Origin of the sequence: Aquicoccus sp. SU-CL01552 (assembly GCF_040365005.1) — a bacterium.
In the GTDB taxonomy this organism is placed as follows: domain Bacteria; phylum Pseudomonadota; class Alphaproteobacteria; order Rhodobacterales; family Rhodobacteraceae; genus Antarcticimicrobium.
On record NZ_BAABWV010000026.1, the window covers coordinates 1 to 19,198 of the forward strand.

At 61.6% G+C, this 19,198-nt stretch carries 18 protein-coding genes; 8 read left to right on the forward strand and 10 right to left on the reverse strand.

Going from position 1 to position 19,198, the window contains the following annotated elements; translation table 11 throughout:
- Positions 1-128: 128 nt before the first annotated feature.
- From ABWV23_RS21105 to ABWV23_RS21130, 6 genes are all read right to left on the reverse strand, one after another.
- Positions 129-869, reverse strand: a complete 741-nt coding sequence (locus tag ABWV23_RS21105; RefSeq protein WP_353351529.1) for a TSUP family transporter — start codon at positions 867-869, stop codon at positions 129-131.
- Between the two features lie 5 nt (positions 870-874).
- Positions 875-1,900, reverse strand: coding sequence for a carbon-nitrogen hydrolase family protein (locus ABWV23_RS21110; protein ID WP_353351442.1), 1,026 nt, complete (start codon positions 1,898-1,900; stop codon positions 875-877).
- A 38-nt stretch (positions 1,901-1,938) separates the two neighbouring features.
- The gene (locus ABWV23_RS21115) at positions 1,939-3,837 is read right to left on the reverse strand and encodes a TRAP transporter permease (protein WP_353351444.1); all 1,899 of its coding nucleotides are present in this window, start codon (positions 3,835-3,837) and stop codon (positions 1,939-1,941) included.
- 33 nt (positions 3,838-3,870) lie between these two features.
- The gene (locus ABWV23_RS21120; RefSeq protein ID WP_353351446.1) at positions 3,871-4,947 is read right to left on the reverse strand and encodes a TAXI family TRAP transporter solute-binding subunit; all 1,077 of its coding nucleotides are present in this window, start codon (positions 4,945-4,947) and stop codon (positions 3,871-3,873) included.
- A gap of 223 nt (positions 4,948-5,170) precedes the next feature.
- The gene (locus ABWV23_RS21125; protein ID WP_353351448.1) at positions 5,171-6,136 is read right to left on the reverse strand and encodes a pyridoxamine 5'-phosphate oxidase; all 966 of its coding nucleotides are present in this window, start codon (positions 6,134-6,136) and stop codon (positions 5,171-5,173) included.
- A 4-nt stretch (positions 6,137-6,140) separates the two neighbouring features.
- Positions 6,141-6,743, reverse strand: coding sequence for a glutathione S-transferase family protein (locus tag ABWV23_RS21130; protein ID WP_353351450.1), 603 nt, complete (start codon positions 6,741-6,743; stop codon positions 6,141-6,143).
- A 130-nt stretch (positions 6,744-6,873) separates the two neighbouring features.
- On the opposite strand from ABWV23_RS21130, the gene ABWV23_RS21135 reads away from it, so the two are divergent.
- Positions 6,874-7,791 (forward strand): LysR family transcriptional regulator, encoded by a 918-nt coding sequence (locus ABWV23_RS21135; RefSeq protein ID WP_353351452.1) that lies wholly within the window; start codon positions 6,874-6,876, stop codon positions 7,789-7,791.
- Positions 7,792-7,819: 28 nt separating this feature from the next.
- On the opposite strand, the gene ABWV23_RS21140 is transcribed toward ABWV23_RS21135, so the two are convergent.
- Positions 7,820-8,716 carry a LysR family transcriptional regulator gene (locus ABWV23_RS21140; RefSeq protein ID WP_353351454.1) on the reverse strand — a complete coding sequence of 299 codons (897 nt, stop codon included), beginning with the start codon at positions 8,714-8,716 and terminating at the stop codon, positions 7,820-7,822.
- 154 nt (positions 8,717-8,870) lie between these two features.
- Here ABWV23_RS21140 and ABWV23_RS21145 point away from each other — a divergent pair, with 154 nt between their 5' ends.
- The 7 genes from ABWV23_RS21145 (at position 8,871) to ABWV23_RS21175 (ending at position 16,605) form a co-directional block, all read left to right on the forward strand.
- Positions 8,871-9,944 carry a phenylacetaldoxime dehydratase family protein gene (locus ABWV23_RS21145; protein ID WP_353351456.1) on the forward strand — a complete coding sequence of 358 codons (1,074 nt, stop codon included), beginning with the start codon at positions 8,871-8,873 and terminating at the stop codon, positions 9,942-9,944.
- Between the two features lie 96 nt (positions 9,945-10,040).
- A complete protein-coding gene (locus tag ABWV23_RS21150) occupies positions 10,041-11,102 on the forward strand; it encodes a TRAP transporter substrate-binding protein (protein WP_353351458.1) in 1,062 nt (353 codons plus the stop codon).
- Between the two features lie 95 nt (positions 11,103-11,197).
- Positions 11,198-11,719 carry a TRAP transporter small permease gene (locus tag ABWV23_RS21155; protein WP_353351460.1) on the forward strand — a complete coding sequence of 174 codons (522 nt, stop codon included), beginning with the start codon at positions 11,198-11,200 and terminating at the stop codon, positions 11,717-11,719.
- Entirely contained in the window at positions 11,712-12,995 is a 1,284-nt protein-coding gene (locus ABWV23_RS21160; RefSeq protein WP_353351462.1) for a TRAP transporter large permease, read from the forward strand. The genes ABWV23_RS21155 and ABWV23_RS21160 overlap by 8 nt, the downstream gene beginning before the upstream one ends.
- Before the next feature lie 679 nt (positions 12,996-13,674).
- Positions 13,675-14,538, forward strand: coding sequence for a glutathione-dependent disulfide-bond oxidoreductase (gene yghU / locus ABWV23_RS21165; protein ID WP_353351464.1), 864 nt, complete (start codon positions 13,675-13,677; stop codon positions 14,536-14,538).
- Between the two features lie 32 nt (positions 14,539-14,570).
- A complete protein-coding gene (locus ABWV23_RS21170; protein ID WP_353351467.1) occupies positions 14,571-15,248 on the forward strand; it encodes a glutathione S-transferase family protein in 678 nt (225 codons plus the stop codon).
- Positions 15,249-15,366: 118 nt separating this feature from the next.
- Positions 15,367-16,605: a YbfB/YjiJ family MFS transporter gene (locus ABWV23_RS21175; protein WP_353351469.1), complete on the forward strand. Its 1,239-nt coding sequence runs from the start codon at positions 15,367-15,369 to the stop codon at positions 16,603-16,605.
- Positions 16,606-16,871: 266 nt separating this feature from the next.
- Here ABWV23_RS21175 and ABWV23_RS21180 read toward each other — a convergent pair whose 3' ends face one another.
- The 3 genes from ABWV23_RS21180 to lpdA form a co-directional block, all read right to left on the reverse strand.
- On the reverse strand, positions 16,872-17,456 hold the full coding sequence (locus ABWV23_RS21180; protein ID WP_353351471.1) for a HutD/Ves family protein: 585 nt from the start codon (positions 17,454-17,456) through the stop codon (positions 16,872-16,874).
- A gap of 164 nt (positions 17,457-17,620) precedes the next feature.
- On the reverse strand, positions 17,621-17,746 hold the full coding sequence (locus ABWV23_RS21185) for a hypothetical protein (RefSeq protein WP_353351473.1): 126 nt from the start codon (positions 17,744-17,746) through the stop codon (positions 17,621-17,623).
- Positions 17,747-17,809: 63 nt separating this feature from the next.
- Complete coding sequence (gene lpdA / locus ABWV23_RS21190; RefSeq protein ID WP_353351475.1) at positions 17,810-19,198, reverse strand: dihydrolipoyl dehydrogenase; 1,389 nt, start codon at positions 19,196-19,198, stop codon at positions 17,810-17,812.

Below are 19,198 nucleotides of genomic sequence, written 5' to 3' on the forward strand. Positions count from 1 at the left end.
GCTTTTCCCGGGCTGGTCATCGGTTGAGTTCGACTTCAACCTCTTCGGTTAGGGGACAACGCCTTTCATGATGCCGGAAAAAATCCGCGGCGGCCGGTTTGGTCGCCGCAGGTTGACAGCGGTCGCTTTCAGAAGGCGCGCACCAGACACACCACCCCTGACAGGATAACCAGGGACAGGGCAATTCGCTGGCCGAATTGAGCATTGATATGCTTGTGCAGTTGCTCGCCAAGATGCCCCCCGAGCAGAACCGGCGGCAGCAGGAGGGCGGACAACCAGAAAAGATCCGCACTGACCTGCCCTTTGGGGATCGCGACGGCAAGCGAGACACAGGCCAACGCCGAAAAGGTGATGATCAGCATGGCGCGGCGGGTTGCGGCGGTCAGGTCGGCCTGACCGAGGAAGTAGATCGCCACGGGCGGCCCGGGCATGCCGACGCTGCTGCTCAGGGCACCGGCGACCATGCCGCAGGCGACATTTGCCGGGCGGCTGGCCCTGAAGCTGAGCATGTTCGGCGCAAACCCCAGGATCCCCGCAGCCGCTATGACAACAAGGCCCAGCACGAACAGGACCAGATCAGGATCGGCACGCATCAGCATCCATGCCCCCAGCGGGGCGGTGACCACCCCGCCAAGTGCCAGTTGCCCAAGCATTGGCCACTCGATCCTCTCACGGAATTCAACCACCGCAGGCACGCCAAGCGCGACCTGAAGCAGCAGAATGATGATCACCAGCTGTTGCGGCGACAGGACCAGCGACAGGAGCGGCGCGCCGAGCAAAGCGAAGCCGAACCCTGTCAACCGTCTCGCAGCCGCCGCAACCAGCACGGCCAGCGCGGCGAAGGCAAGTTCGGGTGCAGGCAAGAGCATTGAACTCACTCGGCCGCTTCGAATTGCTGAACGGGTTGGATGTCCTCGTTGCGCTCGGTCCTTGGTCGGCCCGTGATGTGCAAAGGTGCCTGACGATCCTGGTTGAGCTCGACGCGAAACACGTCGTGGCGGTTGTAGTAGCCCGCCATGTCGTGATGTTGTTTCAACTCGGTCAGCGCGGCGATGTCGACATCGGCCATTACGAGGCCCTCGGAGCTGCCCAGTACGCCGCCGGGGGTCGAGCCATCGGGGGCCACGATCATCGACGACGCGCCAGAGCATTTTCGGATCAGTGCCTCGGCATCCGCGTCACCGTCACAAATCGCCGCGATCCCCGCGTCGTCCAGCAGCGCAGAGGACACGACCGTGAATGTCTTGGCCTCAAAGCTATGGGCGGCGGCGCGAATGCGGATCGCTTCGGCAAGATCATAGGGCGCGCCATTGCCCGGATCGCGAAACGGCCAGACCGAGGGGTAGCAGGCGCAGTGGACCTGCTCGCCCTGCGCCATCAACGCATAGCGGGCCAGCGGATTTCCGTTTTCACCGCAGATCAGCCCGCCGACACGGCCAAAGGGCAGTTCCTCGACATGCAGGCCATTGCCGTCGCCCCGGCTCCAGACCAGCTTTTCGTAGAAGGTCGGCACCAGCTTGCGGTGGTGGATACGGATCGCACCGTCGGAACCAATGAGGACCGCGCTGTTCCACAGACAGCCTTCGGAATAGCTGGCGCGTTCGGAGAAGCCCATCCAGACGGCAATGCCCGCGTTGCGCGCCGCATCCTGAAGCCGGGCGATCTCCGGGCCGTCGATACGCAGCGAGGCGGCGGCGAAGCGGGCGAATTTCGCATGGGCATCAATGGGCCGCAGGAAGGCGTGCCAGATCGGGAACCCGGGCAGGAAGCTTTCGGGGAAAGCGACCAGTTCGGCCCCATCCTTTGCCGCCAGATTGATGTAACGGATAGCTTTCTGTACGCCGGCTTCGATATCGAAAAAGGTCGAAGCGACGTGCGCCGCTGCGAGACGGGTGGTCATGGGTTTAGCCCCTTGTTCAAGTTATGATTATGGAAGTTTCAGACAGTGTAGGTCAGGCCACGACGGCGCAAACCGCGTAGACCCCAACCGAAAAGAACCACGACGGGAAGCATCCCGATGACGGTCCAGCCCGTGGCGGCATAGGCCACAAGCGCCCCGGGGCCGGCCAGCAGGAAGAGCCGCCGCACCGCCGCATCCAGCGGGCGGGAGAGCGCGCCGTAAAGCGCCCCGGCGCCCAGCACCGTCGCGGCGAGGTAACACAGGATCGCCACCCAGCCCTGCGCAGTCAGCGTGGCAGGGTCAAGCAGGCTGGGGAACGCCACGAACAGGAAGGGCAGCAGGAGTGCCATGGCGCCGATCCGCGCGGCCTCGAACGCTGTGGACAGGAAACCAGCCCCGGCGATGCGGGCACCGACCAGAACGCCGACGGCCACAGGCGGAGTCAGGGCCGAGAAGATGGCGAAGTAGAAGCCGAACATGTTGGCCGCCAGCGGCGAGATGCCGGCGTCGATCAGGCTCGGAACCACGATGATCGCAATCAGCGCATAGGCGGCGGGCGTGGGCAGGCCCATTCCGACAAGCATGCAGACAACCATTCCGATCAGGAGGGTTACAACCATGTTGCCAGCGCCCAGGTCCGCGATCAATGCACCGGCGCTCACGCCAAGACCGGTGCTTGTCAGCGTCTGCACGACCAGACCGATCGCGGCCAGGATGATGGTCAGTTGCGACGCCGTATCAAACCCGGCGCGCAACCCGTCGCGGATGTTGGTCAGCACAGGGCGCAGCATGGCGGGGCGGACAAAGGCCAACCCGGCCGCCACGACCGATCCCCAGAACCCGGCCATGGCAGGCGAATAGCGCAGGACGAGCAACGTGATCAGCACGGCAAAGGATGCGACAAAGGCGGGCACGACCCAGAGAATGCGCGTCACGTCAATTTCCTGGCGCAGTTGTTGCAGGCCCTTGTGGCCGCCGATCATCGCATAGATGCTGACGATGATGGCGAACATGTAGAGCAGGCCGGGGATCAGCCCCGCCATGACGATATCGAGATAGGAAACCCCGAGGATCACCGCCATCATGAAGGCCCCAAGCCCCATGATGGGCGGCAAGAGCTGGCTCCCGGTCGAAGCCATGATCTCGATCGCGGCAGCCTCTTCGCCGGAAAACCGGCTTTTCTTCATCGCCGGGATGGTCATCACGCCCGACAGGGCAATGTTGCTGACGGCCTGACCGGTGACCATGCCGATAAAGGTGCTGGCCAGCACGGCGCTGTAGGCCATGCCGCCGCGCAGACGGTTGCCGATCAGCGCGCCGATTTCGCCAAAGATCTCGATAACGCCGATGGCATGCAGCACCCCGCCATAGATCAGCAGCATGAAGATCATGTCGGCCGAGAGCGGCGCATAGGACAGGACGCCGCGCGGCCCGCCAATACCGGACAGGAAGCTGACCGAGACGTTGAAGGGCTGCATCCGCGCCTGCATCACCTCGGGAAACATGCGACCGAACAGCATGTAGACGGTCATCGCCAGACAGATCAGCGCAATCGCCGCGCCCCAGACCCGCCATGCCGCCAACAGCACCGAAAAGATCATCACCAGCCCCATGTTCAGCGCGGCTTTCGACACGAAAGGCTGCGTGATTTCAAGGGTTTCGGCATTAATGAAGAAGTAGCTTCCCGCCGACACGCCGCCCAGCATCACCACCGTCCCGACGACCCTGTCGGTCAGGGTGCCGAGAGCTGTGTCGCGTTCCGGTGCCCGGGCGATGAGGCGCAGGGCGGTGTAACCAAGGATGGCGGTGGTGAAGAGCGTATAATGCTGCATCGCGCCGAAGGAATTGCTCCAGACGGACAGCGCGACATAGCAGAGCAACATCGCCCCGAAGAGAAATGACAAGCGTTGCAGGAACGTATTTTCAGGAACTGTCATGACAGGCCTCTCCGTGGCGATGGACGCGTGAAATCAGTCGGTGACCAGACCGAATTCGCGATAGGCGCGCATGGCGCCGGGGTGGATCAGGTCGGGGTTGGTACGTGCGACCTCGGAGATGGTCTCCGGCTCCCAGATCTTGGCGATGGCGCTGTACTCGCCGATGGTCGGACCGGATTCGATCCAGAGCTTGGTGAACTCATAGGCCAGTTCTTCGGGGAAATCCTTGTGAGCCGAGATCAGCGCGACGTTGCCAAAGCTGGTCAGTTCTTCGGTCTGACCGGAGAAGGTGCCGGGCTCGACCGTCTGGATCTTGAACGGTGCGCCCGTCTCGTCAATGTAGGCTTGGATCAGCTCGGGATCGATGTCGACGTAGTGATAATCGCGCCCGGAGCTTTGGAGCGTTTTGAACGGACCGGCCTCCAGCGTATAGCTGAAATCAAAGTTGGAATGCGCGGCCAGCGTGCCGATGTCAGCCCGCCCGTCGAGCAGGGCGTCGATGTTCTGGCTCGGACCCAGCGCATCAAAGGACTTCAGCTTTTCCGTGGTGCCCCATGAATCGAGCATCATTTTCTGGTGCATGCCCCATTCATTCATGGTCAGCAGGCCGACGGCGACACGCTTGCCCTCGAAATCGTCGACGCTCTGAATGTCTTCATCGAAGGTGACGAAAACATTGGTTGTATTGCTCAGCGCACCGATGATGCGGAAATCGCGCACCGCCTCGATCGGGGCCGCAAAGAAGGGCGCGATGCCCTCGGCGGCGGCCCACTCCACCACCATGCCCGAACCGATCAGGGTGTTTTCCCAAAGGTCGGGTTGCGACGCTAGATAGCGCACGTTGTAGGTGAAGCCGGGAGTTTCCACCGCCTGAGGCAGGACCTTGTCGGTAAAGTCGGCGGCATAATTCTGCATCGTCGCAAAGGCCAGATAGGGTCCGGCTCCGGTCGGGGCCAGCAGGATATCCACCTCGGTGGGATCTGCGATTGCTACGCTGCCAAGACCGACCAGGAGAGCTGTCAAAGCGGAGGCTGAGTGAAGGTGCAAGTGGCGCATGAGGGGCGATCCTTTTGAAGTGAGATGCAGGAACAGCATAAGGACCGGCGCCATAGTCAAAAAGAATATATTAACTGTGAAGCATATAGGTTAAATCTATTTTGTATAAGCCGCTGGATTGTCGCGTATTTTCTCCACGCTCACTGAATCGGGCAAGCCACCTGTTGGTAGAATTGGGCTTCTCGGGGGGGCGGACGACCTGACTGAACGGGAGCCGGGACCGCGCGTTTCAGCGGCGGAGCACAGCTGGCGCTGCAACGCGACCCGCAACGCCGGGTCAGCGCAGTGGGACGTTCGCGGCGGCTCCGGGCAGTGGTGTGTCACGTGACATCTCGACCCTGTCGTAGCGCAGCGGCAGGGCTTGCCTGGCGCGAAGGACGCGAAGTGGTGTCACCTTCACGCCCCGTTCGGCCCCGAACAGCGCCCGCTGGTTCCCGGTCTCCAGTACCACCTCGGCAAGACCCGCAATGGTCAGCATGTCGCCAGTGACAAAATCCGAAAGCAAAAGGGTCACCCTTGGGTCGAAAAGGATGTTGCCAAGCGTGTTGAAGAACTTGTTGCCGTCGTAATCCGGAAAGATCAGCGTGCCATCATCCAGAACCTTGACGAACCCCGGTTGTCCGCCGCGATGGTTGACATCGACCCCGGCCCTTGGGTCGTCGCCCATTCGCGGCGCACGCGAGGCGATGAAGAACATGTCGGCCGTCTTGATCTGGGCGATGTCTTCCGCCGAGAAATCCTTGCCCTGGCTGCGCCGGGCCTGGACATCGATGTCGGCTGCCGTCGTGACATGGCGCAGGCCGTCGCGCAGATGGATATAGCGCGGGCAGTTGCCAAAACTCTGGTCCACCCTGACCGCCAGCCCATCGCCGCTTGCCGCGTCGATGGTCCCGTTCATCCGGTTTCGGCGGCGGGTTTCCAGTTCGATCCCGAGAACACTGATCTTGCCACCCGCGCCGAGGCAAAGATCGGGCGGTTCCGACACCATGGGGCGTGACGCGATGTTCAGAACCTTCGCATCAGGCGAAGTCAGAAACCCCGGCCTCCCGGTGCGCAGAAATGGCCAGGGCTGACCGGTGTTATCCAGAGCGCTCAGCACTACGAACCGCAGGCCCGCAAAGAAATCGCGGTGCTGGTCCGGCATGGCGTCGCGCAACACGGCGGCACCGCGCGTGCGCAACTTCTCCTCGACTCCGAATGCCGCCTGCATCCGGCGCTCCCCCTCGTGCCAGACATTACGCATGGCTTCAGGATCGTGGGATATCGACAAAACCATCCAGACCCTGCACGCGCCCCAGCCAGGCGGCAATATGCGGATAAGGGGTCAGGTCGAGATCGCCTTCACCGGCCACGGCAACATAGGAATAGCAGGCGATATCGGCCAATGTGGCACGCGACCCGACCAGCCAATCGCGATCTTGCAGGTGCGCCTCCATCAGGTCGAACAGCTTGTGGCTTTGCGCGACGGCGGCCACATGATCCCCCGGCATGTTGAACAGCTTGATCAGGCGCGCCATGTTCGGGCCGTGGAACATCACCCCGACGGCAATGGCGAACCATTCGTCCACCTGCGCGCGCTCCCACGCATCTGTGGGCATCCAACCCTGACCTGGCGCATGCACCCGTTCCAGGTGCTGAAGGATCGCAATGGAATCGCGCAGAGTGACATCGCCGTCCACCATGGCCGGCACCTGCCCCAGCGGGTTGATGGCAAGATAGGCAGCCCCCTGTCGTTGACCCTCCATATCCATCACGGGCACAAGGTCCAGATCCACCCCCATAAGGCTCGCGCCAAGGCGGACGCGGTGGCAGTGGCCGGATTTCGGTACGTCATAAAGCTGAAGCGGCATCGGAAGTTCTCTTTCGGTCCTGGCAATGGATGCCCTCGGCACCCGGTCGCCACAGCCTAGAGGGCCGCAATACTGGTGGACCATTCCGAAAATTTCGGGCACGTCTGTGCAAAATTCAACAGAGTTGCCGATGCCAACACCGGATCACAATTGGGAAGACCTGCGCCTGATCCTCGCCATCACCCAAGGGCGGGGCCTGTCGGGGGCGTCTCGCATCCTGCGGCTGCATCATGCCACAGTGCTGCGCCGATTGAACCTGTTCGAGGCCCGGATGGGCGTCGTGCTGTTTCACCGCGGCGCGCGCGGCTATGAGCCGACGGAAGCCGGCGAAGAGCTGGCCCACATGGCGCTGTCGATCAATCAAAGCGTGGAAGAGGCCTATCGTCGCCTGGCAGGTCAGGACCTGCGCTTGTCGGGAACCATCCGGTTGGCCACATCGGACTTCATTGCGCAAAGCCTGTTGGGTCCGGTGCTGCGCGAGTTCCGGGATCGCCAGCCCAGTATCGAGATCGAAGTGTCGATTTCCCCGCAGTTCGCCTCTTTGACCAAGCGCGACGCGGATGTGGCGCTCCGCGCTGCCAACGCCCCTCCCGACAACCTTGTCGGTTGCAAGATTGCCAACCTGAAATACGGCGTCTACGGCCACGCTGCCTACCTGGAACGCCACGGCGGCGGTGGTGACCTGGAACAGATGAACTGGGTCGGGGACGATCATTCCATCGCACATGTAACGACCAACACCTGGCGCATGCAGGCGTTTCCAAGCGCGAAGATGCCCAACAGATATGACAACCTGGTCGGCAAATTCACCGCGATCCGAAATCAGATGGGAATCGGGTTCCTGCCGCATTTCCTGGCCGGCACCGCGCCCAATCTTGTCTGCCTGCGGACAAATCCAGAGCATTGGAACCTGGATCTGTGGCTACTGACCCACCCGGATCTGCAACACATGAACCGCATCAAGGCCTTCATGACATGCTCGCAAGAGGTCTTGTCGCGGCTGAACCTCTCCGAAATCGACGAGCACGCGCCGCCGCTCGCGATCTAGCGGCCGTTTCCCACCCCCAGCCCTGTCGTCATGTCCGTCGAGGTGCGACCAATGCGGGGATAAGCCTTGTGGCCATATCCGCAAACAAACTCAGCGCCGGGCGCATCCGCAATCGATTGTTGCGCAACAACACAATCTGCAAGGGCCGCATCGGTTCAGCGATCGGGCGCGTTACAACAGAACGCCCACTATAGGTCAGCTGGGTAGACGGGCGAATGTTGAGCAACGACACACCAAGCCCGCTCGCAACGAAGGAGCGTACCGCCTCCAGGGAATGACAGCGAAAATCAATACGTGGCACGATCTTCTGGTCGGAGAACAACCTGTGGAAATAGTCACGCGTGTGCGGCAGATCCATCAGGATGAAGGGCCGTGTTGCGACATCGTGCAAGGAGACCGTGTCTTCCTGGGCCAGCGGATCTTCAGACGGAAAGACCGCGAGCGGCGGCAGCGTCGCCAGAACAGAAGAGCTGAACCCGCTTTGCAAGGCCAGATCGAAGGTGATCGCCAACTCGATCTTGCCCGCGGCCAGGCCGCTCAGGATATCGTGCTGATCCAGGTCGAGAATATGGACCTGGATATTGGGGTGTTTTTCGTGGAATGCGCCGACCAACTCGGCGATGATGGTCGGCGTCAGGTTGACGAATGAAGCCACCGTGATTTCGCCGCCAAGGGTGTGCGAGATCGCATCCACGTCATGGCGGAACTGATCGGACTGCGACAACAGCAGCCGGGCGCGTTCGAGAAACCCAAGCCCCTCGGCGGTCAGCTCGATTCCCTTGGTCGGCACGCGCAGGAATAGCTGCACGTTGTACAGGTCTTCCAGTTGCTGAATCGCCGCCGACACGCTTGGCTGCGAGATATTCAACCGCCGCGCAGCTTCCGAAATCGTGCCGGTTTCCGCGCACATCACGAAGTAGCGCAAAGCGCGTAGATTAACGTCCATCCGGGCCTCGGCGATTTCCAGTATAGGACAACCCTATACTCTCAAGAGCATTTATATGTTTTTCCTGACTGCGCGAAAGGCCTTATGTTGGTCCGCGATATGAATTCCCACGGCCCCCCGGACGGAGACTCTCGTGCCCCAGACCACCATGCCTCGCACTTTTCCGATGAAAAAGCCGGACGGGCACAAAGCCGTCATTCAACGATATTCCTCACGGGTCGACGCCAGCGTTGATTCCATCCGGATGACGATCCTGGGATACCAGGAAGCGCCCGGTGCAACCACTGGCCCGGAAGGGTTCCTGGCCCATCTGGACGACCTGTTTTCGCATGCGGGGCACCCCTTGCACCACGACATCGCAAGCTTTGTCGACGACCAGGGTTTCACCAACACGATTGCGGTCTGTTACTGGCAGGACGAAGCCGGATATGCGGCTTGGCGCCAGGGTTTCGACCAATGGTGGCACGATCAGGACCCCACCACCTTGCCGGTGGGGTTGTGGATCGAAACCTTCTCCGTCGCGCCGGCCTATCGCGAAACCAATGCGTTCCAGGAATACATTCGCGGGCTGTCTGCCTGCCCGATGTCGAAGATCGAGCCGATGTCGGAAAGCGGCTACTGGGGCGCGGCACGAGATCGTTTCGAGGCCTCCGCCTTTGATGATTTTCGACCGGATGTCGCACAGGATCTGCGTTTCGACTCCGAGCGCGAGACCCTCGGCAAACGTATCGTCGTGTCGGACATCCCCAACCGCCTGTGCGTGATCCGCTCCGGCGTGACCTGGGCCAATTGCGGCGACGAGCAACTGTCGAGCTACGAGAAAAACCTAAAGCCCAAGCTGGACGCGGGCATGGCATACTTGCGGGCAAACCCCAAAGAAACCGGCTGTTGCAGCCTGCGGCAGGTAACCTGCCTGGACAGCGATGGCTCGGACCAGAAAGAGGCCTATTCCCTCGGGATTTTCCTAACCTATGGCCATCTGGAAAAATGGGCGCACGACCATCCGACGCATCTGGCGATCTATACCCGCGCCCTGGCGGAGCGCAAGAAATACCAAGAAAACCTCGAACTGCTGACCTATCACGAGATCTACGTGCTCGATGACGATGTCAGCTGCGAATATCTGAACTGCCACCCGCGCACCGGGCTATTGCCCTGTTTCACCAACGAAGTGAAATCCCGTTCGGAAAACAGCCCCCTCCCCTAGGGGGAAACGCCCCTCCAACCCCTCGCAATCACAAAATCCCGAAGCAACCTGCCTGCCCCGATGGGGCAATCCCTGAACCATGCCTGGAGATCGACAATGACCAAACTTGTCACGACACGACGCAATTTTCTGAAGCAATCGGCAACGGCGCTGGGTGCCGTCACCCTGGCCTCCCCCGCTTTGATCACCCCGCTTTCGGCGGGGGCCAAGCACACGCTCACGTTCGGCCACACCTTTGGCGCGGCAAGCGACAAATACATGATCACCGGCCTGACGCAGTTCAAGGAAGCCGCCGAGAAATACTCGGAGGGCGAACTGCTGGTGGATATCCACGAAGCCGGCAGCCTCGGCGGGCAGAACGTTTTGCCGCAGAAAGTGCTCACCGGGGCCATCCAGGGCTGCCAGCTGTCGACCGGCAACTTCGTGAACTACTCCGAAGTCTACAACGTGCTGGATTTTCCCTATCTCTTCTCCTCAAACGAAGCCTTCGAAAGTACCATCGAACAGGACGGATTCAGCAACTCCGACTTCCTGGAGAAACCTGCGACCAACGGATTTCAGGTCGTGCCGGGGATGTGGGCCAATGCCGGCTTCCGCGTGCTGGGGATCAGCAAGAAGGTCGACCGCGTGGTCACCACCCCCGAAGACCTTGCCGGTTTGAAAGTGCGCACCAACGGCACGCGGGTCGAGGACGTGATGTTCAAACTGACCTCGGCAAGCCCGGTGTCCATCGCCTGGGGCGAGGCCTATCAGGCGATGCAGCAGGGCGCGGCCGATGCCCTGAGCGTCGGACTGGGGCCGCTGACCGCCACCAAGATCCACGAAACCCTGTCCAGCGCCACGCTCTATGAGCTGAACTTCAACTGCCACATCACCACCCTCAGCAAGCGTTGGTTCGACGGGCTGCCACCCCATGTGCAAGAGGCGATCATGCAGGCGGGCCGTGAAAGCTATGCCTTCCAGAAGGCCGAGCAGAAAAAGGCCAACGACATGATGCTGCAGCAATGGCAGGAGGCCGGCATCGAGATCACCCGCCTGACCCAAAGCCAGAAGGATGTCTGGGTCGAGGCCATCGGCCACCAGCGCAGCGATTACGACGGCCTGAAAGATGCCTTTGGTCGCGCTGCCTTCGACACGGTTGTCGGACTGCAAGGATAGCCTCCAGCGGGCGTGCGACCTCTGTCGCGCGCCCGATCAGATCCTTCCCCATGAACCTCAGGTGCCCCATGCATTCCCACCCATCGATCCGACGCGTGGTCCGTTTTCTGGACGGGCCGCTCGTGCGTTATATCGTCATCGCGGCCTACGCCTATTTCTTCCTCATCATCCTCAGCGAAGTCGCGATGCGCTATTTCTTCGCGCATTCCACCACATGGGGTGAGATGACAGCGCGCTATGCCTTCGTCTATTTTGCCTATGTCGCCATGGCCGAGGCCTTTCGCCATGACGAACACATCCGGATCGATCTGATCCCCAACCGGCTTGGCCCCAGGGCACGCAAGGCTCTGGAAACCTATATTGATCTCCTCTGCGTCGCCATTTCCGTGGCCGTGATCTGGTATTCGATCCAGTTGATGCAGATCCAGCAGATGGCCAACATCCGCATGCACGCCCTGCCGCTGAACCTGTCCTGGGCACAGGCGGCGCTGCCGCTGGGCTGGGCCCTGATGATCATTCGCATCGCGCAACGCATGACCCGCCGGTTTGCCCCGACACCCTCGGCCACCGGCATGATCCACACCGCCACAAGCCAGGGAGCCGTGTACCATGGATAATTCTCAAATCGCCTTTGTGGTCGTCACCTTGATGGTGGTGCACCTGGTGATCGGACTGCCGCTCTTCGTCGTGCTTGCCGTCGGATCGCTGTCGTTGATGGTGCTGACCGGGGCCTATTCGCTCAGCAGTCTCGGCACCACGCTCTTCGCCTCACTGGACAGTTGGGCCTTGCTGGCCATGCCTCTGTTCATCCTCGCGGGCGAGGTCATCTCGCGCGGTCGCATTGCCCGGGATCTGATCGGCCTCGGCGAAGCGCTTGTCGGCTGGCTGCGCGGCGGGCTCGGGATGGCGACGATCTTTGGCTGTTTCTTCTTCGCCGGCACCAGCGGGTCCAGCTCGGCCGATACCGCGACAATCGGCAAGATCATGGTCCCGGCGCTGAAAGGGAAGGGCTATGATCCCAGCTATGCCGCGTCCCTTGCCGCGTCGGGTGGCATTCTGGGCGTTATCGTGCCGCCCAGCCTGATCTTCATCATCTACGGCATCGCCACGGCGACCTCGGTCGGCGATCTCTTTGTCGCCGGCATCGTTCCCGGCTTCATGGTCGCATTCGGGCTGTGCATCGCCAATTACCTTGTCTGCCGTTTCGGGACATGGGGTGCGAGCGAGAAGACCGCCTTTTCCGGCAAGGCCGCGCTCGAGGCGCTCTGGCAGGCACGATACGGCTTTGGTGCTCCGGTGGTGATCCTCGGCGGAATCTACGGCGGCTTCTTCACCCCGACCGAGGCGGCGGCGGTGGCGGTGGGCTATGTCTTTCTTGTCGAACTGGTGCTGGTGCGTGAGGTCCGCTTCAGCGACCTTGGCGATATCTTTTTGACCGCGTCCCGCACCACCGGCATCCTCGCGCCGATCATCGCCTTTTCGATCCTTTTCGCGGAGGTCTTGGCCATCCTGCGGGTGCCGGGGATGATCGTCGAGGGGTTCACCTCCTTCGAGGTCGGCTTTGCCCTTTCGGTCGCGCTCATCGTGGTCATGCTGTTGGTCATCGGCTGCCTGCTGGAACCGATTGCCGCGATCCTGGTGATCATGCCGATCCTGTTCCCGATCGGTCAGCAACTTGGCTTTGACCCGGTGCATTTCGGTGTCTTCGTGGTCACCACGCTGTCGGTCGGCTTCATCACGCCGCCGGTGGGCATCAACCTTTTTGCCGCCGCCGCGGTGAGCGGAGAACCCTTCACGCGGATCGCAACCCGGGCCCTGCCGGCCTTCCTGGCCCTGATCCTGATCTGCTTCGCGATCGCCTTCATGCCGTCGATGATCCTGTGGTTCCGCTAGGGGCTCGGTGATACAAATTCGGTGCGGGGCCACCTGGTGAAACCCGCGTTGGCGCAGGAGCCTGCTACGTCAAAGACAGGCTCCTGCGATTCAAAAGCCGTTCTGTTGGCCCGCAAAATAAGATGACCCCGCTATCGCGGGGTCATCTTATGCAATTTGTTCAGGGCACCGTTTCCCTCCCTGATCCATCTCGAACGGTTGCCCAGGACCACCGAGCGCACCCAACTCGCGGAAGACACGGGCCACGGAGAGATTGGTGTCGGCCAGCCGTGGGCCGGCAGGCGGATTCGCAGCAATCTGCCGAGAGGCAGGCACAGGATTGCACGGCAACAATTTTCGAGCGCCGCCAAGATGAAGGATTTCGCGGTGAGGGCACGTCAACTTGCCCATTTCATTAGCGAAACATGTCTCGAACGCCCACGACCTCACAAGTCTGTGAACGCGATGTAAGTTCTTGAGCGATTGCTCAAGAATGCGTATGCAGTGAAAGAGAACCGGAGAAACAGGCCACCATGCGACATCCCAGACAGATTGAGAGGGTGGGCACGACGACGCCAACGTGCTTGTGCGTTGCATTTTCGGGCAAGCCTCACCTCTACCTAGACACGCTTGATCCGTGTTGAGCGCACATCTCCGCGCGAAATCAGGCACTCGATCCAAATGAAAAGGAACACGGGCTATGGCCGACTATACCCCCCCCAAAGTCTGGACATGGGATGCCGAGAACGGCGGCGATTGGTCCAAGATCAACCGTCCGATCGCAGGCGCCACGTTTGATGCGGAACTGCCTGTCGGAAAGCATCCGCTTCAGCTCTATTCGATGGGCACGCCCAATGGCCAGAAGATCACGATCATGCTGGAAGAGCTACTGGCGATTGGCACAACGGGGGCGGAATATGACGCCCACCTGATCAGAATTGGTGAAGGTGATCAGTTTTCCTCGGGTTTTGTGGCGCTCAATCCGAACTCCAAGATCCCGGCACTTCTGGATCGGGATACGGGCGCCCGAGTGTTCGAAAGCGGCTCGATCCTGCTATATCTGGCCGAGAAGTTCGGGGCGTTTCTGCCGGCCGATTTCGGGCAACGCACCGAGATCATGAACTGGGTGTTCTGGCTGCAAGGCTCTGCGCCCTACCTGGGTGGCGGGTTCGGTCATTTTTATGCCTATGCACCCGAAAAATTCGAATACCCGATCAACCGTTTCACGATGGAGGTCAAACGCCAGATGGATGTGCTGGACCGGGAACTGGCCGAGCATCGGTATCTGGGCGGCGACGACTACACCATCGCAGATATGCTGACCTGGCCCTGGTACGGCAATCTGGTTCTGGGCGAAGCCTATGACGCGGGCGAGTTCCTTGATGTGGAAAGCTACACCAACCTGCGTCGCTGGGCGCAAGAGATCCTTGCCCGCCCTGCCGTGCAACGTGGCCGCATCGTGAATCGCACCCGTGGTCCGTTGAACGAGCAACTGCACGAGCGCCACGATGCGTCGGATTTCGAAACGAAGACCCAAGACAAGATTGCAAACGCGACTGAATAAGCCCTGCTTTTCTCAAACCCACAGGAACCGAAATGCTGAAATTTTACTATCACCCGACGCCGAACCCGCTGAAAATCGCCCTATTCCTGGCGGAAACCGATCTGCCCTACGAATTGGTGCCGGTCGACACCGCCGAGGGCCAGCAGCACACGCCGGAATTTCGCGCCATCAACCCCAATGGCAAAGTGCCGGCCATCGATGATGATGGCACCATTGTCTTCGACAGCACGGCGATTCTGCTCTACCTGTCGGACAAGACGGGCAAGCTGGGCGTCACACCCGAAGAGCGTGGCGCATTGCTGTCTTGGCTGATGTTCATTGCTTCGGGCCTGGGGCCGTTTTCGGGGCAGAGCGTTCACTTTCACCACAGCGCGCCCGAAGACCTGCCCTATGCCAAGAACCGCTACATGCGCGAGACGGAGCGCCACTACCAGGTGCTGAACGACCACCTGAAAGGGCGTGAGTTCATCGTCGGCGACAGCTATTCCATTGCCGATATCTCTGCGTGGGGCTGGGCCATCCGGGGCGAGCGTGTGCTGGGCGGCGAAGGGCTGGAGCGTTTCCCCGAGGTCGCGCGCTGGTTCAAGGCGATCAACGCACGCCCCGCTGTCGAGAAAGCGCAGCAGATCGGCAAGAGCGAGACCTTCAAAACGCCCGGCGACGAACCCTCGTTTCGCGCATTGTTCCCAAGCAACTACGTAGACGCGTGACACCCTCCCGCCCCAGGATGAAACTCCTGGGGCGGGCCTTCTGGCCTAATGTTGGTGCAGTGGACCCGGCCGGCTTCGGGTGACCTTGCCAAGACGTCGCCCTCATTCACGGAAAGACATGATCATGCGCAGCACTGGCAAGACGTTGCAGGTCCACTACGCATGGACTGTCGCCGCGATTTGCGGGCTTTCGGTGCTGTGTGGTCTGGGGTTTGGGCGCTTTGCCTTCGGCATGCTGCTGCCGTCGATCTCGCAGGATCTGGGCCTGAACTACAGCCAGGGCGGGATGCTGGGGTTTGGAAATCTGACCGGATATCTGGCCTCGGTGCTTTCGGTTCCGTTTGCCTTGGCCAGGATCGGCACGCGCAGCACGGTCACCCTGGGCTTGCTCGTCATGGCCCTGTCGATGTTTGCAATGGCCACCACCCACAGTTTTTTCTGGCTGACTTGGTTTTACTTTCTCACCGGGCTTAGCAGCGGCGCGGTGGTGCTGCCCTCGATGAGTGTCATGGCCAAATGGTTCGCCCCCTCACATCGCGGTTTGTCGTCCGGCCTCGTGATGGCTGGCCCCGGTTTTGGCATCATCCTGAGCGGCTTTGCCGTGCCGCGATTGGTGCCGCTTGGCACGATGCCCGCGTGGCAGGTGGGATGGCTGATCTTTGGCGGCCTCACGGCATTGGTCGCCCTTGTCGCCTTTCTCTACATCCGTAACACGCCAGGCGAGACTGGCCTGCGCCCCTATGGCCGCGCCGCGAGCCAATCGGGCATCGTCTCGCAGCCCCTTGCCCGATCGGCCAAATTCAAGCTCTTGGTCCACCTTGGGGTCATCTTTGGAATCTACGGCGCGACCTACATGCTGTATGTGACCTTCATCGTCACCAGCATGGTCGACAGCTATGGCATGAGCAAAGCGCAGGCCGGTGTCCTGTGGTCCTGGTTCGGGTTTCTGAGCATCTTTTCCGGGCTTCTCTTTGGCGCGCTCTCGGACAAGATCGGGCGCAGGGCGGGAATGGCCGTGGCCTTTGGTGTTCTGGCGCTCTCATTCGGTCTCGTCGGATTTGGAACGTCGAGCTTTGGTCTTTACCTTTCAGTGATGTTGTTCGGCATCTCGGCATGGAGCATTCCGGTCATCATGTCCGCGTCAGCAGGCGACTATTTCGGCGCGGGCGGGGCGGCGGGCGCCTTGGCCGCCTTGATGCTGGTTTTCTCCGCAGGACAGGCTGTCGGCCCGATCATTGCCGGTGTCTTGGCCGAGATGCTGGGAGATTTCTCATTGAGCTACGCCGTTTCAGCGGCGGCTTCAGTCCTCGCGATTGGGATGGTTTGGGCTGTGCGACCCCCGAGCGTGATCGATTGACCTAACAATGACGGACTATCCCGTCTCCGGAGCCATGACGTTAACCGAAGGAGTTGCGGTCTGCGCCATTGATGCAGGCCGGACACCCGATGCGGGGAATCCCACGAATGATGCGATTGCGCCGGCCCGTACCGTCTGCCGCCTATGTATTTCCGGGTCAGACCAAGCGCGCGCGGCATCTTGCGTGGCGCCGCGCCGTGCCTCTTCGGGTATCATCCGGTGCAATCGTCCCGCCATGTCAAGCACGACGACATCGCGTCAGACTATCACGAGGCGATGCAAAGTCTGATGGCGTCGCTTTGATCAAGGTAACTGACGCGAAGCTCCAGCAGGGCATCGCCCTTGGCCAAACGGACCTCTGCGCCAGCATCGCTGACGATCGCCGTGTCGCCCGTGCTCAGGGGCACAGCATTGATCGCTGGCGATCCCGACAGAACGTGAAACGCAAGAACCCCATGACCGGGGGCGGCAATATCCTGTTGCAACGGGCCCTGTCGCGTCAGAACGTCGCCTTCGCAGAACCGGGGATCAAACATCAGGTTCAGGTCGGTCAGAGGGCCGTCCCTTAGGCGCGACTGGATTTTCCAACCGCCGTCAAAGCGCGTCGGCTGCCACAAACCGGCCTCCAGCGATCCGTTCGGGGTGTCCAGTGTCATCCCCCTGCCCGACACCACGGTCAGCACGCGCATCATGCCGGTGAAATCGGAAAACGGACCGTCGCAGGCCACATCGGCGCGGCTGAGCGTCCAGGCCGGGTTCTCCGCGACCTTGCCCTTGGCGATGCGGCGCGTGATGCCACCCCCGTTCTTCCACGGCATCTCGACAAGATCGCCATGTTTCAGAACCTGCATGAACCCATTCCCTGAACCTTTGCGACGGGCCGCTTGGCCCGGTTTCCACTGCCCCATGACTTCCAAGCATAGCCATATAAGTCTATACATAAAACAGCAAGGGCACCCAGGATGAGACCCGGTGCCGCCATCGCGCTTGCCGATATCAACGCCATGGCCCCGAACTATCGCAAGGGGCAACACGCGCCGTTCGGCACCAAAGGCTCGGCCGTGCCGTCCAGACCGACGAAGGTGAAGTTGTTCCAGATCTCGGCCTGCAGCCTGAGCAGGCTGCCTTTGGCCATTTTCATCAGCGGCGCGGTCTTGAGCGTGCCATCGCGCAGGACGTCGATAAACGGAGCCTGTCCCCCCCCTCAGATATGCAGCGCCCGTCCCAGCGCGCGCAGACAGGCTTCGTGCAACGCCTCGCCACGGGTGGGGTGGGCGTGGATGGTGCCGGTCAGATCCCCGATCAGCGAACCGCTTTCCAGCGCCAACGCGAAGCCCGCCGCAAGTTCCGAGACGCCAGCACCGACCGCTTGGATGCCAAGGATTTCTTGCGTGTCGGCCCGGGCGGTCACCCGGATGAAGCCGTCCTCGCGCCCTGCCGTCATCGCCCGTCCATTTGCAGCGAAGGGAAAGAGGCCGGTGATCGCCTCCGTGCCGTCGGCCTGTGCCTGCTCCGGCGACAGGCCGACCGTGACGATTTCGGGGTCAGTGAAACAAACCGCCGGGATCGCCCGGTGATCCCAGACGCGCCGTTCCCCGGCGATCAGCTCCGCGACCATCTCGCCCTGCGCCATGGCGCGGTGGGCGAGCATCGGCTCTCCGGTTACATCTCCAATGGCATAGACACCGCGCATCGAGGTGCGGCAGCGCTCGTCGATCCGAATGAAGGGCCCTTGTCTGTCAAGCTGAAGCTCGGCGATTCCCGCTGCCTCGCTGCGGGGACGGCGGCCGATTGTGACCAGGATCTTCTCGGCCTCGATCTCCTCTGCGCCGTCGTCGCCCGCGATGCGCAGCGCGCCCTCCGGTGACAGCCCGCCAGCGCGCACCCCGGTCCGCACCCGCACATCCAGCTCGGCCAGCCGCGCCGTGACCGGTCGGGTCAGATCGGCGTCGTATTGCGGCAAGATGCAGTCAGCCGCCTCGACCACGGTGACCCGGCTCCCGAGCTTGGCAAAGGCGGTGCCCAGTTCCAAACCGATGTAGCCGCCGCCCACCACCGCAAGGCTCTCGGGCAAGGTTTCCAACGCAAGCGCCCCGGTCGAGGAAATCACCGGTCCGCCGAAGGGCAGCGCCGACAATTCCACCGGCTCCGACCCTGTGGCGATCACCAGCACCTCGGCCCGGATCATCACCGGCCCTTCCGGGGTGTCCACCACCGCCGTCTTGCCGTCGCGCAACCGGGCCTCCCCTGTCACCAGCCGGACCTTGGCCTTGCGCAGAAGCGCCGCGACCCCGCCGGTGAGGCGACTGACGATCCCTTCACTCCAGCGCCGGGTCTGCGCCAAATCAAGCCTCGCCCCACCCGCCGAGATTCCCATCTCGGGCTGTTCCGATAGCGCGGTAATGCGGTGAAACTCCTCTGCCGCATGGATCAGCGCCTTTGACGGGATACAGCCGACGTTCAGGCATGTGCCGCCCGGCGGGGCACGGTCCACCACCACGGTGTCGATCCCGAGCTGTCCGGCCCGGATCGCGCAAACATAGCCACCGGGACCGGCCCCGAGGATCAGAAGCTTGCAATTCAACTCGCGCAT